This window comes from Pedobacter albus, from assembly GCF_036324255.1.
Lineage (GTDB): Bacteria > Bacteroidota > Bacteroidia > Sphingobacteriales > Sphingobacteriaceae > Pedobacter > Pedobacter albus.
The window spans coordinates 655,496-672,449 of record NZ_JAZDQT010000001.1 but is presented as its reverse complement, the minus strand read 5'-3'; the positions used below and the strand labels follow the sequence as shown (position 1 = coordinate 672,449).

Genomic DNA, 16,954 nt, shown 5'->3' with positions numbered 1-16,954 from the left:
AAAACCATCTATTTTTAACAACTAATGCTAAACATTACGCCTCGAAAAACCTTACTTGTAACCCTATTTCTATTTATAAACTTAATTAGCTTTGCCCAACGGCAAGGCTTTTCTGTTGATAAAAAAGAATCCGAATGGCTCGAAAAAATAAGCGTTTCTGATCAAAAACTGGCTAGCCGCGATATCCAGGATGGCTACTACCTGTCGTTGTACGAACTGCAGAACAACATAGAAACCAGGCAGCAGTATACCCACCTGATCAGGGAAATTGCCTCTGATAACGGCGCACAAAACGGCTCCGAGGTGAGCGTAACCTACGATCCCTCCTATCAGCAGCTCACTTTCCATAAAGTAATCGTTTGGCGCAACAACCAACCCATCGATAAGCTCAAGGCCAGTGCTTTCAAGGTTATTCAAAACGAAAAGGAGCTTTCGAGGTTTATTTACAGCGGCACGTTTAACGCCTATCTTATTCTAGATGACGTAAGAAAAGGCGACCGCATCGAGTATGCCTATACCCTAAAAGGAGAAAACCCTGTTTTTGGCAACAATTACTACAATCATTTTTATTTTGAAGGTGGCAGCAAGATCGTTAACATCTACACCAACCTGATTGCGAACAAAGACAGGGCGCTCCAGTTCAGGAACTACAACAAGGTACCTGCCCTAAAAACCAAAGCCAAAGGCGATTTAAAAGTATACGAATGGCAAGGCCAACTGACCAATACCTTTCAAACACAGGATTTTGAGCCAAGCTGGTACGATCCTTTGGGCCGTGTACAGGTAAGCGAGTACAAAAGCTGGAAAGACATTGTGGATTGGGCGCTACAAATCAATGCCTACGACCTTAGCGCGGCGCCTGCCTTCAACAGCAAGGTGAAGGAGCTAAAAACAGCCTCAAAAGGTAATGCCACAGCTTACTTAGAGTTGGCTACCCGATTTGTGCAAGACCAGGTGAGGTACATGGGAATAGAAATGGGTGAATATTCGCATCGTCCAAACTCGCCCGAAAAAGTACTGAAGCAACGTTACGGCGACTGCAAAGACAAATCTATTTTATTGATCAACCTGCTCAAATCGAACGGTATTACAGCTTATCCCGTTTATCTGAGCACTTACCTCAAAGAAAAAACAACAACACTGTTGCCTACACCGGGTGCATTTAACCACGCCATAGTGGTGGTTGAATTTGAAGGCCGGAAAATCTGGATAGACCCTACTATTTCCGATCAGCGTGGGCCAATCAAGGATATTTATTTTCCCTATACGGCCAATGTACTGGTGGTAAAACCGGGCAACGATAGGCTCGAATTGGTCAAAAGCAATCCCAAGGGAAAAATCAATTCGCAGTCGACCATTAAACTGGCCGATACCTTAGAGGGTAAAAAGTCTGAATTCGAGATCAGGACAACTTACACGGCCAATTGTGCCGACGATATCCGGAGCGAAATCAGCTCATCGGGTGCCGACGGACTCGAAAAAAACTTTGCAGAATACTATGCCAAATTCTACCCGGGTATTGCATCGGTCAAAAACATGGAAATCATCGACGATGAGAAAAACAACGTTGTAACGCTGGTAGAAAAGTATGAGATTGAGAATTTTTGGCAGAAGGATGCCGAAACCCAAACAAAATTCAATGCCAATTTCTACGGCGACATGATTTCGGGCGAATTGAGGAAACTGAACAGGAGCAGAAGTTTTCCAATGACGCTTAAATATCCTTCAAACGTACACCAAACCCTGAAAGTGATCTTGCCGGGCTATTGGAAACTGGACGACGAAAAGGGAGATATCAGCCAGCCTTACTACAGTTTTAAATACGATATCAGGCACGAAGGCGACACCTTGACGTTTGATTACGACTACAGCAACCTAGCCGAAGAAATTCCTGCAACGGCCATCCAACAATACATTAAAGACCGCGCAAGCATCATCAACAACGTTTCCTACGGACTATATTGGAACAGTGGCGCTGCAACCTCAGACAATGCCGATATTAACGGATTAATGGTAGCCATAGGCCTTTTTACCTTGATTTTGGCGACCATACTTTGCGTGTTTTTGTATTACAGAAAGGGAACCTATCAGCTGGAAGAAATCAAAAGTGCCCTGCCTATTGGCGGATGGCTGGCTTTGTTGGCCATTGGACTTGTTTTTGCACCAATAGGATTGCTTTATACCATATTTAGCTCAGGCACTTTCGATCAAAGCACATGGGATATGGCCAAAAACCTGAACGGCAATGGAGCGCTACTGTTTAAGGCAAGCAATATTTTCGAATGCATGGTGAATGTATTTACTTTCGCATTCAGTATTTTTATGCTGATGATGTTCTTTAAACGCATGAAATCATTTCCTAAATATTTTATTATTTACAGGGCCGGTTATTTGGTGTTTATTTTTATCGATGTAATCTTAATCGCCATACTGAATGCCAAAACAACTTTGGATTACGATGTAGCCAAGAATATCAGAACGCTTGTTTTTCAGCTGATCATGTCGGCTTTATGGATCACCTATTTCATCAAATCGAGCAGGGTAAAACAGACTTTTGTATTTACTTACCCAGCTTCCGAATGGCGCAACGCACTAATTATGGATCTTTCGCGTAATATTAATGTGCCAACGCCTAATCAGGAAGGACAAAGCATACAAGAAGTGAACGAACAAACACCACAAGAAAACAATGAAAGACTATAAAAAATACCAGCCTCTGCCTGCACCGCCAGACGAGGTTTATTTGGCTTTGACCAAAGCGCAGAGCATCCAGCTATGGACTGGTGCCGAAGTAGAATTTACCGAAGAGCCGAACACCGAATTTTCTTTTTGGGATGGCGATATCGTAGGCAAAAATCTGGAGTTTGAACCCAACAAGAAAATTGTACAACAATGGTATTTTGGCGATGGAGAACCTTCTATTGTGACCATCAAGTTGCATCCAGATGGCAAGGGAACATCGTTGGAGTTTAGGCAAACCAACATTCCGGACGAGGATTTTGAGGATTTTACCGAAGGCATTGAAGAATATTTCCTTGGCGGACTGGCCGATTTTTTCGAAAACGAATAGCATAGCCTTGAAAGCGGTCTTTATTAAATCGCATTAACCATGACCAGCAAGCTCGACAACTATTATCTTAGCAAGGAAGAGCCTTTGAGAAGCTGCCTGCTGGCACTCAGGGATGTTATCGCTGGTCATGACCCTCAAATTACCAAAGAATGGAAATTCAGTTTTCCTTTCTTTTATTACCGAGGAAAAATGCTCTGTTATACCCGGATAGATAAAAAATCTGGCCAACCTTATATCGGTTTTATGGATGGCATCTTGATCAGCCACCCTGCACTGATTCAGGAAAACAGAACCAAAATCAAAGTGCTACCGATTGATCCTGGTGCAGATTTGCCCATCCAACACATCAGGGACATCCTAACCCAAGCCATTGCTATTCACAATAAATAAAACCTTAACCTGCCCAAACTGTTCTATAGCAAAAAAGCTATCAACATTATGGGACGAACAATAGGCGTTATTTTAATGATTATAGGCATTGTCATGCTGGCATGGACCGGTTTTACCTATACCAAAAAAGAAAAAGTGGTAGATGCTGGCCCTATCCAAATTTCAGCCGACAAACAAAAAACCGTAAACTGGCCTCCTTATGCAGGTGGCATTGTACTGATTGCAGGCGTTATTGTTTTTGTAGGATCGAAGAAGAAGGCTTGAGGAGCAAGGTAGAAGGTAGAGCGCTAGAGGTTTATTTCATTGCAAAATTTATCGATGAACACTTGCGAAATTTTATCGAAATACATTTGCGAAGTTTTTAAAACTTCGCAAGTGTATTTCCTTACAAGTCTTCGTTGGTAACCGTAGCTATAGTTTCTCGCAGGTTATAGTGCGATGCCATCACCTCGCCATAGGCTCCGGCGCTTCTAATGGCAATTAAATCATTCCTGAAGCTTTCTGGCAGTTCTACTTCCTTTCCAAAGCAATCGGTGCTTTCGCAGATTGGCCCAACCACATCGTATTTGATTAGGTTTGGCGATTGCACACCGCCAACTGCCAACTGCTGACTGATATTCTCTATCTTATGGTAGGCTTGATACAAAGCCGGACGCATCAGTTCGGTCATGCCGGCATCCAACACGATAAAATTTTTCTTTTTGCCGTTCTTCACGTATAATACCCTCGAAATAAGCGAGGCACTTTGTCCTACCAATGCCCTACCCAATTCAAAATGCACTTCTTGGTAAGGCTTTACCTCCAAGAAATCGGCAAAAATCTTAAAATAAGCCTCAAAATCAGGGATTTGTTGGTCTGGATGGTAATAGTCGATACCTAAGCCTCCACCCACGTTGAGTATGCTCACTTTAAAGCCGTGGTCTTCGAACCAGGTGGCAAATTCGTTTACACGGGTACAAAGGTTTTTATAAACATCTAAATTGGTAATCTGCGAGCCAATGTGAAAGTGGATGCCCACGAACTCCAAATTGGCCGAAATATTCAGGATATTGGCACAGGCCGGCATATCCCACGAATTGATGCCGAATTTGTTCTCGTCCAAACCAGTGGTAATATTGGCATGCGTATGGGCATCAACATTGGGATTGATGCGGATGGCCACCTTGGCTTTTTTCTGTTTCTTTTCGGCCAGTTCGTTAATCACCTGCAGTTCCTGGATCGATTCTACGTTGAAGCAAAAAATATCCTGGTCTAAAGCATCGTTAATTTCGCGATCCGATTTGCCCACACCGGCAAACACCACCTTTTCTTTGACAAAGCCCACTTCGATGGCTTTTTTCACCTCGCCACCGCTCACGCAGTCGGCACCAAAGCCGGTATCTTTGATCTTGGCCAAAACCTTAGGGTTAAAATTGGCCTTCATGGCATAGTGCACATGAAACTGATAAGCGCTGGCCGCTTTTTTACAGGCCGTTAAAGTGCTTTGCAGCAAATTAAGGTCGTAATAATAAAACGGCGTTTCTAAATTAGAAAAATGTGCTCTATCTTTATCGGAAAACATCATCGTTGAAATTTCTATTCACAGTATTCCTCTTCTTCCTGGCCGGCATCTATGCCATCAATTACCTCGATTATCGGGTAAAAAATATTACACGACGCGAATTTGAAAGAAGAGTCAGGCTCTCTATCCTGCTTTTGTTGTTTATTATTTTTGTTTATTACTTCTTCAAGTAAAGCTATTGCATCGATTATTCGAAAATACGGTCGTGCAGGCTTCTTAAAGCTTCGGTTTTGTTTTCGGTACCTACCAGCAGCGAAATGTTATAGGCGCTGCCACCATAAGAAATCATCCTTACCGGAATGTGCTTGATCGAATCCAGCACCTTGGCGGCATAACCGTGTTTCTCTGCACCAAAATCGCCCACTACGCAAACGATGGTTTGGTCTTTGTCGATTTCTACGCTGCCGAAAGAGTTCAGTTCTTTTACAATTTCGTCCAGATTATCCGTAAAATCGATGGTGAGCGATACGGCCACCTCAGAAGTGGTAATCATATCGATTGGGGTTTTGAAACGCTCGAAGATTTCGAAAATCCTTCTCAAGAAACCGTAAGCCAACAACATGCGGCTCGATTGGATCTTGATGGCCGTAATGCCGTCTTTCGCCGCAATAGACTTGATTTTTCCCTTTTCGCTCTCGGTGCTGATGACGGTTCCTGTAGCCTTAGGTTCCATGGTGTTGAGCAAACGAACCGGGATTTTGTATTTCTGTGCCGGAAAAACCGATTGCGGATGCAGGATTTTGGCGCCAAAATAGGCCAGCTCGGCTGCCTCGTCAAACGACAGGTGCGAAATAGGTTTGGTACCTTTTACAATACGGGGATCGTTGTTGTGCATGCCGTCAATGTCGGTCCAGATCTGCACCTCTTCGGCCATAATGGCGGCGCCCAATAAAGAGGCGGTATAATCGCTGCCGCCACGGCGCAGGTTATCTACCTCGCCAAAGCTGTTGCGACAAATAAAGCCCTGCGTAATGAAAAGCTTATTGCCTTTGTATTTCTCTAGCAAGGGGGTTAAATGTGCCGTGGTAAATGGAATATCGGGCTCGTTGTCTTCGTCTATCTTCATAAAATCGAGTGCCGGCAACAAAACCGATGGCACGCCGATAGATTTTAAATAGATGTGATACAAAGTAGTAGACAGCAATTCGCCTTGCGCCAACACCACTTTATCTTCGATGTTGGTAAACAAATCGTTCGACAACCCCATCAGGAAATTGAAATGATAATCGACTACTTCCTGTCCCTGCTCTCTGAAATCGCCTGCCGGCAAAAGTTCTGCCACTACCTCGTTGTATTTTTGGTGCAGGTTGTTGATCAATTCGATGGCCTCCTTCTTATCACCCTTGAGCAGCTTTCCTGAAATTTCAACCAAACTATTGGTAGTACCCGACATGGCCGATAATACTACGATTTGTTCTTCTGCCGGATTGATGATATCCAACAGTTTTTTCATGCGCTCAGGGCTTCCTACAGACGTGCCTCCGAATTTTAATATTTTCATTTAAGTTTAATATTGTTTTTTATCGGTAATGAAGCTATTTAATTTTTATTTGCAAAAAAATTAAATGGTTTCATTTTAATTTTTAGAATAGGTATTTTTCTTAATATTGTAACGGGGCGTGAAATTAAAGAAAAGACGGCTAATTTCCGCTAAACTCACAAAATAAAATTCTGACTGTTAAGCGTTTTAACCCAGAACGAGCAATTTTAATTTTGTTTTGTCTTATCTCAAACATCAACCAGATTTGTGTATGCAACTAGAACAATCTACATTAAACACTATTAATCAATGGCTTAAGGGCAATTACGACCAAGCCACCAAGGATAAAATCCAATCGTTGCTTGATAGCGAAGCTTTTACCGAGCTGACCGACTCTTTTTACAAAAGCCTCGAATTTGGCACGGGAGGCCTGCGCGGCATCATGGGCCCAGGCTCTAACCGCATCAACAAATACACTATTGGAACAGCCACCCAAGGGCTTTCCAACTACCTGAACAAAAAGTATCCAGGCGAAAAAATCAGTGTAGCCATTGCACACGACAGTCGCAACAACTCTGACTATTTTGCCCAAATTACGGCCGATGTGTTTTCGGCAAACGGCATCCACGTTTATTTTTTCGAGGCTTTGAGGCCAACGCCAGAACTTTCTTTTGCCATTCGCCAGTTAGGCTGCAAAAGTGGCGTAATGCTCACGGCATCGCACAATCCGAAAGAATACAACGGCTATAAGGCCTATGGCAACGACGGTGGCCAGTTTACTTCGCCCGACGATAAAATGGTGATGGCCGAGGTGGCCGCCATCCAAAACATTGACGAGGTGAAATTTGAACGTGTAGACAGCAACATCGAATTGATTGGCGAAGCCATCGATCAGCTTTACTTGGATAAGATTACGGCACTTTCGGTATCGCCTGATGCCATTAAGCGTCAGCACGACCTTAAAATTGTGTATTCTCCTATCCACGGCACGGGGATTACCCTGGTACCAAAGGCCTTGGTGCAGTTTGGCTTTAGCAATGTAACCGTTGTGGAAGAACAAAGCAAGCCCGACGGCAATTTCCCTACGGTGGTTTATCCAAATCCTGAAGAAAAAGAAGCCTTAACCTTGGCTTTGAAAAAAGCGGCCGAAATTGATGCCGATTTGGTATTGGCTACCGATCCGGATGCCGACCGCGTAGGCATTGCCGTTAAAAACAACGATGGCGAATTTGTATTGCTTAACGGCAACCAAACTGGAAGTTTGCTCATCAACTACATCTTAACTGCTTGGCAGGAAAAGGGCAAGCTAACCGGCAAAGAGTATGTAATTTCTACCATTGTAACCACTAGCCTGATCAAAGCCATTTGTGACGCCAAAAACGTAGAATACTTCAATACCCTAACCGGCTTTAAATGGATTGGGCAGGTAATGACCAGTCTGGAAGGCCAAAAAACGTTTATTGCTGGTGGCGAAGAAAGCTATGGCTATTTGGTAGGCGATTTGGTAAGAGATAAGGATGCGGTGATTTCTTGTGCCTTTATTGCCGAAATGACCGCCTTTTACAAAGACAAAGGCAGCAGTTTATACCAAGCCATGATTGATATGTATGTAACTTATGGCCTATACAAGGAAGATTTGGTATCGATTACCAAAAAAGGCAAAACGGGAGCCGAAGAAATCAAGGCTATGATGGAGAAGTTCAGGAACAACCCACCTGCCAAATTGGGCGGTTCTGAGGTAGTAACCCTAAAAGATTACGAACTGAACAAGGAAACCGACATTAAAGCCGGATCGAGCAAGGAATTGGGTTTCCCTAAATCAGATGTTTTGCAGTTCATTACCGCCGATGGCAGCATTATTTCGGCCCGCCCGAGTGGTACGGAACCTAAAATCAAGTTCTACTGTAGCGTAAATGAACCCTTGGCCAACAAAGCCGATTTTAAGGCAACCGAAGAAAAACTGAATGCCAAGATCAAAACCATTATGGAAGATTTGCAGGCGTAATCCGTATTCGACATTACTTCCATACGTATATTAAAAAAGGTTGGCGAAATGCCAACCTTTTTCCGTTATTGCTTCTTCCCAAAAATCGTTTTCTATTTAAAATCCAATATCACGCGCCAATCGTTTTCTGATTTCAACAGCTTTAAATCACGCGCTATTGGCAAAAGTTTTTCTTCTGGTTTAAGCGGATTGCTAAAATTGAATGTCATGAGCGATTTTAAAGGCATATCTTGTAGTACTATCGAAGCTTTTGAGGCCTTGAACAGCTTGGCTATGCGCCTAATGATCCTACTTTTTACTGAACTACCCGTCAAGGCAAGCGAATCGACTACGGGAACAAGGCTCATTTTTAGCTTGGCATCATTTGCCGAGGTTTCCAATACAGGATAAAGGTTAAGCCCAACATTTGAAAACAGGATGTTGATCTTAGGCTTTTTACCCAAAAAACGCCTAAAGTGCACGGAACACTCTGCTCCGATATATAAAGCGCCATTGGCCTTGAAATCTACTTTGTTAATGTGCTTCAGAAAAATGTGGTTCTTGCTTTCGTCAAATTCTGTGGCCTTCTTATCAATGGCTACTTTCACCCCCTTTGTACTGTCTAAGGCATTGTTAATGAGCTTAAGCACAAAACCCTCGTTAAATTTAACTTCCATATCATGGCCTGATAGCTCTGTATCTTGCACCGTATTGACTTTGTCTTTATACACAATTCCCATTTGCTGGCTGGTTGCAAAAACAGATGCATCAAATGGTTGGCTACGCAAGATAAGGTGGTCTATGTTAGACTTTTCTATTTTGGCTTCGGTATTCAACAGTTCGGATACCATAAAGGTTTTGCTTATCTTGCTCATCACGTTATCTTCAAAGACCCAGCACAGCATTTCATCAAGTTTGGGCAAAAGGTCTTCTACATCGAGATAACATAGTCTGGTCTTTACCGTAAGGGCTCCATTAGCCATAGAAACGGGTATAACTTGCAACCTTAACTTTTTAATATTAAGTGTAGCAGATAATCTTGCAAATCCTGTTGGCTGATTGTGTCTTATTTTCGCATCATTGAGCTCCAGCACAAAAGCACTATGCTGGTCGTCGTACCTTAGCGAGCCTGATGAAACTGCAATCACTTGAAAAGGCTTTGAATGGTCGTTGCCAGTACGGTAGGCATCTTTGAGCAACTGGTCCAGCATAATCTGCAGCAAACGTGGGTTCATACTGAGCGTTGTTAATCCTTGGAGCTTAGGCAAAGGCATTCCTTTCTTCATTCCTGGAAACCCGTTAGTTGAAAGCAGCAGGTACTTACCAAACTCTTTCAGGCTTTGCGCACTGCCGTCAAGTAATTTATCCTCTATTTCAAGGGATTTTGAATAAAGCTTATACAACTGTTCAAATCCAGTTTGGTTTTGGCTGATATATTCGTTCAAAACCTTATCGATATCGGTTGGCAAAGTAACTCCTACGGCATTCAACGTGCCATCTTTAAGCTTAATCAGCTGTTCAGTAACCGGCTCTGAAATATCTTTGTAAAGGTCAAGCCCGTTGAGCGTTAGCTGAGATATAACCTGATTGTTTACCCTGTAAATATTAATGACATCACCGGAAAGTTTAGCGCTTTCTCCCACAAGCTGAGTAGCTAGCTTTTGCACTTTCTCCGGAATAAGCTTGCCCGCTCCGTCTACCGCATCCTGAACAACTTTATTAAAGTTCTCCAAGGGTTTCTTGCCGATGACGATTTTCGGCAGCTTAGGTTTCGGAACGTCTGGCAACGTTACCTTAGGTTGCAGTGGCTTACTGAGATCGATTTTAAACTGTGCCGATACATGGCTACAAATGAGTAGCGCAATTACAGCGAGACATAACTGTTTCTGTTTCATTGTTTTGAATGATTAATGAAACTAAATTAACAGATAGACCCAACCTAGTTTTAGGTATTTTCACCCTTTTTGCCTACGGATTTTCCGCACTCATTATTTCGTTTTAAGTTGTTCTTGGTTTTATGCTGACACTTGCTACCAATAGGTTCAATTCATTAGCTTCTTTTTTGCGAAAACTTCATGCCTTTTGCGATTAAACAAAACATCTATTCGGAGTTATTTGCCAACTAACCACCCCGCTCCTTGGGCAGCCCTCCAGTGGAGGGGAATTAATCGCTCTTGGCAAAACAAACTTTAGTCTTTGGTCTTTATGCTTTAGTCTATTTCACCACTTCCCAAAGCGATTTTATTTTAACGACGGGCTTTTTACCGTCCAATCCTTTCAAATCAAAAGTAATTACCTTCTCTTTGCCAGGTTCCAAATCGAAATAATTATCGCTCAGTTTGCCTGTATAGCCTGCTATATCCACAAAAACATATTTAGCAAAGGTTTTGGCTTGCAACACGATTTGATTGCCTTTAACCTGATAGCTGATTTGCGGGTCGCTCAGTTTCAGATCTTTTGGTCTAACAGTATCTCTTGTCGGCCTCACATCATCTCGATAAGCCTCTTTTACGGCATACCAGGCCGCTTTTGGCGCACGATTGTAATAATCGGTAATGCTCCAGCTGGCTACCGGCCAGCAATCGTTGAGCTGCCACAGCAAGGTGCCCATGTTGTAGGGTTCTTTGCTTCGGTGAATCAAGATCATGTTTTTAAAACCATAGTACTGCACGCATTGGGTCAGGTAGGTATAATCCTCAACCGATAATTTGCTAATCCGGTCTGCATCAATCATGTAATTCTTGAGGTAACCGTTCAATTTTTGGTAACCATTACCCGCCTTTTGGTGGCTTTGCATTACATCAGAAGCCAAATACCTGTCTTGTGGTTGCGTAAAAGCCAAGATGCTTGAGTAGTTAGGCATGGCCTGCATGCCGTATTCGCTAATGAAACGACCGGTTTTATTTTCAAAAACTTCGAAATCCTCGCCACCCCACCAGGTTCCCCAATAATGACTATCGCCTTCGGTAATGCTCGTTTTAACACCCCATCCATATTTTGGCGAGGTACTGACATAAGGCCTTGCATCGCCAGCTTCCTTAATCCATTTCGGAATACTATCTCTGAATAATCGGGTATAATCCTGCCAAAGCTTAACCGAATCCTGTGGCCGCATCCTGAACTGGCTTTGCCAGCCCCAGCGGTTAAAAGCTTCGTCTATTTCGTTGTTGCCACACCATACCACGATGCTTTTATGGTGTCTTAGACGTTTGACCTGATATTTGACTTCTTCCCGCACATTGTCTATAAAATGCTTGTCGCCGGGCACCATGGTACCTGCAAACATAAAATCCTGCCAAACATAAATGCCCAGCGAATCGCAGAGGTTATAAAAATCGTCTGATTCGTAAATACCACCACCCCAAACGCGCAGCATATTCATATTGGCCTCTTTGGCCATGAGCAACATTTTTCGGTAATCGGATTTTTTCATCCGCGTTACAAAAGCATCTGAGGGAATATAATTGGCGCCTTTCATGTAAGTGGGCTTGCCATTGATGCTGAAATAGAACGAACTGCCTTTATCGTCGGGTTTTTGGACCAATTCTACCTGAACAGGGGCTACAAAAGGCTTTTCTGCAGGTTTTTGGTTGTAGGCCTCCAATCGCACCTCTTTCCAAATGCCACAACCAGTAAGTTTTGGTCCCCAGTCCCAACCAAAATGAAATTGGGCCTTGCGCACATAGGCACGGGGATTGTCTGGAATAACAAAAGGCAGATCGGCTTTGGCCATCGAATCGACTTTATTCTGTGCCGAATAGAACCTAATTCGCAGTTGGTTATCTTTAGCCTTGAGCCATTTTTTAACGTCTATCCGCCATTGGCGAAACATGTTATCGGCCTGTAAAATGAGCTTCCCGTTTAAATATACATCGGCGTAAGTATCGAGGCCATCAAAAACCAGTTCGATTTGCTTTTGACTGAAAACCCCTGCTTCAACGCCAAAATTGCTTTTATAATCCCAATTCTCTTTTTCTACCCACTGCACTTTCTTCTCATTATCACGATAAAATGGATCTGGAATCAGTTTGTTGCGCAACAAATCGGTATGCACTTCGCCTGGAACCTTTGCCGGATACCATTTGGCATCGTCCTGCTCCTGAAACTGCCAGTTGACATGGAGTTTTTGGATAACTACCTGTGCGTTTGTCCTGCAAGCAAAGAGCGCAAGGAACAACATCAAAGCAAATTGGGTGGACCTGTTTTTCATAGTCTTAAAGATGGCAAAATTTTGGTGATTTATGGTAGTGGATAAATTGCTAGGTTGTTCAATTGTTAAAATTGTTAAAATTGTTAAATGGTTAAAATGCTTATTTGTTAAAGTATTCAATTGCTGTATGGTTAAATTGTTCGATGGCAAAATGGCAACCTCAGATCGAAACTGCAAACTGTTCAAAAAACATATCCATTTTATGGCTTCGCAAGGATTTAATTCCTACTTTTGCGCCCAATGGCTGGCTACAGAAAACTCATCGCAATTTTTTTAGTCGTTGGTATCACCACCAACTGCTTTAACTATTGGCTGTTGGCCACTTCTTATGCCTTTAACAAGGCTTATATTTCTTCCGTTTTATGTACCAATAAAGACAAACCCGAGCTACATTGCGAGGGCAAGTGCTTTATGGACATCAAGCTGAAAGAACTGGAGCAAAAGAACAAGCAGGATCAGGAAACCCTAAAAAGGATGGTCGAAAGTTTGGCTCCGGAAACCGTAGCATTCTTGGCACCGGTTTTAGAAGTTCGTTTGGCCACGGCCGTACCTAACTATCTGCAAAAAAAGCCGATCAAAACGGCTGTTTCCATCTTCCACCCGCCCCAGTTGGGCTAACTCCATCATTTTACGGTTAATTGTTTATTCGCTTTCGAGCGATTGGCTTTGCCATGCAATTGGCCCAAGCTACCTATTGATTTTTCAATTCAATTGATGGGCTTGTTATGCCCTAACCTTATTAATCTTAAAAAAAATGAATATCAAAAATATATCCATCTCATTTGCTGTGCTTTTGACCCTCGTATTTACTTCTTGCAAAAAAGACGAAACCGTTACACCTGCCGACGAGAAAGGTGCTTTTACCCTCGAATTCGACAACGTAGTAAACGGCAGTCCACTCGTACTGGAAACACAGAACTACACCAATGCCAACGGCGACAGCTTTAACGTATCTGTATTCAAATATTATGTGAGCAACATCAAACTGACCAAAGCCGATGGTTCGGTTTACAGTGCACCCGAAAGCTATATATTGGTGGATGCCTCCAAACCGGCAAGCCTGCTCAATAGCCTTAACAACGTCCCTGCAGGCGATTACACCAAAATTTCCTTCATTATCGGCGTAGACAAGGAAAGAAACCTAGCTGGCGCGCAAACTGGCGCGCTAGATCCGGCGTTGGGCATGTTCTGGACCTGGAACAGCGGCTATATCTTCGTTAAGTTTGAGGGCACTTCGCCACAATCGACCGCGGCCAACAAAAGCCTTACTTTCCACATTGGAGGCATTGTTGACCCGAATAACACCATCAGAACGTTCAGCACCTCGTTTAGCCCTGCCAATCCGTTGAGGATTAGGGTCGATAAGAAGCCACAACTGCACTTTAAAGTAAATGTGGCCAGCTTATTTACCGGCAATCAAAACATCAAATTCGGCAGCCTGAACTTTACCATGGGCGGTGCCAACTCGGTTATTGTGGCCGATAATTATGCCGATGGCTTATTTCAGTTAGATCATATCCATAATTAGGGCGTATGAAACATCTAAAAATCTATTTAGCCTTGCTGGCGAGTATGGCTCTGCTGTATGCCTGCAGCAAGCGGGAAGCCAATAAACCGGCAGAAGAACCGATTACTTTTGTAAAACCGGCCAATTTTCCTTCGCCAACCTACAACTTTGAGGGCAATCCTTTAAGCAATAAGGCCTTTGCGTTGGGTAAGAAGCTGTTTTACGATGTGAGGCTCTCGGCCGATAAAAGCGTATCGTGCGGCAGCTGCCACCAGCAATTTGCGGCCTTTGCGCAATTAGACCACAGCGTAAGCCATGGCGTAAACAATTGTTTGGGCAAGCGCAATGCGCCGGTGTTGTTCAACTTGGCTTGGCAAAAGGAGTTTTTCTGGGATGGCGGTGCCAAAAACCTTGAAATTGTTCCTATAAATGCCATTACCGATGCCTGCGAAATGGGAACCGACTTGAATACCATTGTCAGCCTGCTGAAAGGCACCAACCCCTATCCACAGCTTTTTGCCGACGCTTTTGGACAAAACTCCATTACTTCGCAAAACCTGTTGAGGGCTTTAACCCAGTTTACAGCCGTGATGGTTTCGGCCAACAGCAAGTACGACAAGGTAATGCGCAATCCACAGCAATATGCCTTTACGGCCGACGAGCAACAGGGCTACCAGCTGTTTAAGGACAAATGTGCCAGTTGTCACCAAGAGCCTTTGTTTACCGACGGCAGCTACAGAAACAACGGATTGGATGTAAACAGCACCGACGAAGGCCGTAAAATGATTACCGGCTTGGAGAGCGACAAAGGCAAATTCAGGGTGCCAACTTTGAGAAATATCGAGCTGTCTACACCTTACATGCATGATGGCCGTTTCAACACCCTCGAAAAGGTTTTGGAACACTACAACAGTGGCATACAGCAAGCACCCAACTTAGACCCCTTGCTCAAAACGGGCATAGCCTTGTCGGCCACACAAAAACAACAAATCATTTCTTTTCTAAAAACACTAACCGACGATGAATTCATCAAAAATAAAATCTTTAGTGAGGAGTAAATTCCTGCTCCTCGCCTTATGCCTTACCAGCACCAGTGCATTTGCCTGCGATATCTGCGGTTGCTTTATGGGCTTAACGCCCTACGACAACCAGAGCAGTTTTGGCCTGCTGTACCGCTACCGTTCATTTAACGGTTATCGAGGTCAAAATCATCAGTTTTTTCCAAAGGGAAGCAGTTTCTTCATCCCTAAAGACGATAGAAGCCAACCGCTAACCGGCCACAACAACAATCCGGAGGATTATGAAGCTTACCGTACCATGGAATTGCGAGGCCGTTATTTCTTGCACAAACGTATCGAACTGAATGCCATTATTCCCTATAATTCGAATAGCGAGCGTTACAATGGCTATACCTCTTCCATTTCGGGTATGGGCGATATCAATCTGTATGCGGGCTATCACCTGATCAGAAAACTCGACCAGCCTGTGCTTAACCAGCGTTTAATTGTTGGTGCCGGCCTAAAATTGCCTACCGGGAAAAACAACATCAAGACCTTAGACGGCATCCGCTATTCGGCCCTGATGCAACCCGGAACCGGCAGTACCGATGGTTTTATTTACGCGAATTACCTGTTGGGCTTCAAAAAATTCGGGATGAGCCTGAATACTTCCTACAAAATAAACGGAGAAAACAGCGAGCGGGAAGGTATTGCCAACAGCAGCACCACTTTTCTCAACTTCTTTTATACCCAAAAATTGAGCAAAAACTGGCAAGTTATGCCGTCAGTACAGTTCTTTTACGAAAATTCAGCCGGCGAAACCTATAAAGGCATCAAAACCGGAGAGCACGAAATGAACAACCTGATGGGTGGCATCGGCGCCGATCTGTACTACAAAAACATTGCGCTGAACCTGGGCATGCAAACCAATATGTGGCAGGCCAAAACCGATCATCCGCAAAGTGCTGCCAAGGTTTATCTGGGCATTACCTATAACATCAACCAATTGTATTATTTATTAAAATCTTAAACAAATCGTCAGGCATACGCTGAACATCTTAGGGGTTTAGCGTATGTTTGTAAACTAAATTTTAATCATCATGATCAAATTTAAAAACATCGCAATTGCAGGTTTTTCTGTAGTATTTGCCCTAGGCTTAGTGGCCTGTAACAACAATAAAAAACTGCCTTTCTACGGTCAGCGCGAAGCAAAAATAGTAAAAGACGCGGCCGGTGTTGAAAAAGTAGATACGGTATATCAAACCATTCCTGATTTTAAGCTGCTTAACCAGGACAGTGTAATGATTACGCAAGACCAGTTTAAAAACAAGGTTTACGTGGCCGATTTCTTCTTTACCTCGTGTACCACCATTTGCCCTACCATGCACCGCAACCTCAAAACGGTTTACGAAGCCTACAAAGACAATCCCGAAGTGGCTTTTTTATCGCATACTATTGATTTTAAGTACGACAAGCCTTCGGTATTGAAAAAATATGCCGAGAAATTGGGTGTCGATACCCAAAAATGGACTTTTGTATATGGCAGCAAAGACGAAATCTATCATTTGGCCGAGCATAATTACCTGGTCGCCGTACAAGAAGACAGCACGGCCAAAGACGGCTACATCCACCAAGGCTGGCTGGTATTGGTTGACAAGCACAAACGCATGCGTGGCGCTTACGATGGCACCAAAACCGAAGAGGTAGAAAAGCTGAAAAAAGACATCGCTACTTTATTGGCCGAAAAAGAATAA

15 protein-coding genes are annotated in these 16,954 nt (G+C 43.4%); 11 read left to right on the top strand and 4 right to left on the bottom strand.

Features of this window, described 5'->3' with window-relative positions; all coding sequences use genetic code 11:
- Positions 1–24 precede the first annotated feature (24 nt).
- From VRU48_RS02805 to VRU48_RS02790, 4 genes are read left to right on the top strand one after another with little or no spacing between them, the layout of a single operon-like run.
- The gene (locus VRU48_RS02805) at positions 25–2,703 is read left to right on the top strand and encodes a DUF3857 domain-containing protein (RefSeq protein WP_330106402.1); all 2,679 of its coding nucleotides are present in this window, start codon (positions 25–27) and stop codon (positions 2,701–2,703) included.
- Complete coding sequence (locus VRU48_RS02800; protein ID WP_330106401.1) at positions 2,690–3,070, top strand: SRPBCC domain-containing protein; 381 nt, start codon at positions 2,690–2,692, stop codon at positions 3,068–3,070. The genes VRU48_RS02805 and VRU48_RS02800 overlap by 14 nt, the downstream gene beginning before the upstream one ends.
- A gap of 39 nt (positions 3,071–3,109) precedes the next feature.
- A complete protein-coding gene (locus tag VRU48_RS02795; protein ID WP_330106400.1) occupies positions 3,110–3,460 on the top strand; it encodes a DUF1801 domain-containing protein in 351 nt (116 codons plus the stop codon).
- A gap of 48 nt (positions 3,461–3,508) precedes the next feature.
- The gene (locus VRU48_RS02790) at positions 3,509–3,724 is read left to right on the top strand and encodes a YidH family protein (RefSeq protein WP_330106399.1); all 216 of its coding nucleotides are present in this window, start codon (positions 3,509–3,511) and stop codon (positions 3,722–3,724) included.
- Positions 3,725–3,845: 121 nt separating this feature from the next.
- Here VRU48_RS02790 and lysA read toward each other — a convergent pair whose 3' ends face one another.
- A complete protein-coding gene (gene lysA / locus VRU48_RS02785; RefSeq protein ID WP_330107752.1) occupies positions 3,846–5,021 on the bottom strand; it encodes a diaminopimelate decarboxylase in 1,176 nt (391 codons plus the stop codon).
- 5 nt (positions 5,022–5,026) lie between these two features.
- Here lysA and VRU48_RS02780 point away from each other — a divergent pair, with 5 nt between their 5' ends.
- A complete protein-coding gene (locus tag VRU48_RS02780; protein ID WP_330106398.1) occupies positions 5,027–5,194 on the top strand; it encodes a hypothetical protein in 168 nt (55 codons plus the stop codon).
- Positions 5,195–5,208: 14 nt separating this feature from the next.
- Here VRU48_RS02780 and VRU48_RS02775 read toward each other — a convergent pair whose 3' ends face one another.
- Positions 5,209–6,522, bottom strand: a complete 1,314-nt coding sequence (locus VRU48_RS02775; RefSeq protein WP_330106397.1) for an aspartate kinase — start codon at positions 6,520–6,522, stop codon at positions 5,209–5,211.
- 250 nt (positions 6,523–6,772) lie between these two features.
- Between VRU48_RS02775 and VRU48_RS02770 the strand changes: the two genes are divergently transcribed.
- Positions 6,773–8,506, top strand: coding sequence for a phospho-sugar mutase (locus VRU48_RS02770; protein WP_330106396.1), 1,734 nt, complete (start codon positions 6,773–6,775; stop codon positions 8,504–8,506).
- A 92-nt stretch (positions 8,507–8,598) separates the two neighbouring features.
- Here VRU48_RS02770 and VRU48_RS02765 read toward each other — a convergent pair whose 3' ends face one another.
- Entirely contained in the window at positions 8,599–10,380 is a 1,782-nt protein-coding gene (locus VRU48_RS02765) for a hypothetical protein (RefSeq protein WP_330106395.1), read from the bottom strand.
- Positions 10,381–10,700: 320 nt separating this feature from the next.
- A complete protein-coding gene (locus VRU48_RS02760) occupies positions 10,701–12,695 on the bottom strand; it encodes a beta-mannosidase (RefSeq protein ID WP_330106394.1) in 1,995 nt (664 codons plus the stop codon).
- A gap of 240 nt (positions 12,696–12,935) precedes the next feature.
- Here VRU48_RS02760 and VRU48_RS02755 point away from each other — a divergent pair, with 240 nt between their 5' ends.
- The 5 genes from VRU48_RS02755 to VRU48_RS02735 all read left to right on the top strand — a co-directional run bounded on the left by VRU48_RS02755 (position 12,936) and on the right by VRU48_RS02735 (position 16,954).
- Entirely contained in the window at positions 12,936–13,313 is a 378-nt protein-coding gene (locus tag VRU48_RS02755) for a hypothetical protein (protein ID WP_330106393.1), read from the top strand.
- A gap of 136 nt (positions 13,314–13,449) precedes the next feature.
- Positions 13,450–14,223, top strand: a complete 774-nt coding sequence (locus VRU48_RS02750; protein ID WP_330106392.1) for an MbnP family protein — start codon at positions 13,450–13,452, stop codon at positions 14,221–14,223.
- Positions 14,224–14,228: 5 nt separating this feature from the next.
- A complete protein-coding gene (locus VRU48_RS02745; RefSeq protein WP_330106391.1) occupies positions 14,229–15,260 on the top strand; it encodes a cytochrome-c peroxidase in 1,032 nt (343 codons plus the stop codon).
- Positions 15,250–16,230 (top strand): transporter family protein, encoded by a 981-nt coding sequence (locus tag VRU48_RS02740; RefSeq protein WP_330106390.1) that lies wholly within the window; start codon positions 15,250–15,252, stop codon positions 16,228–16,230. Before VRU48_RS02745 ends, VRU48_RS02740 begins: the two co-directional genes overlap by 11 nt.
- 70 nt (positions 16,231–16,300) lie before the next feature.
- The gene (locus tag VRU48_RS02735; protein ID WP_330106389.1) at positions 16,301–16,954 is read left to right on the top strand and encodes an SCO family protein; all 654 of its coding nucleotides are present in this window, start codon (positions 16,301–16,303) and stop codon (positions 16,952–16,954) included.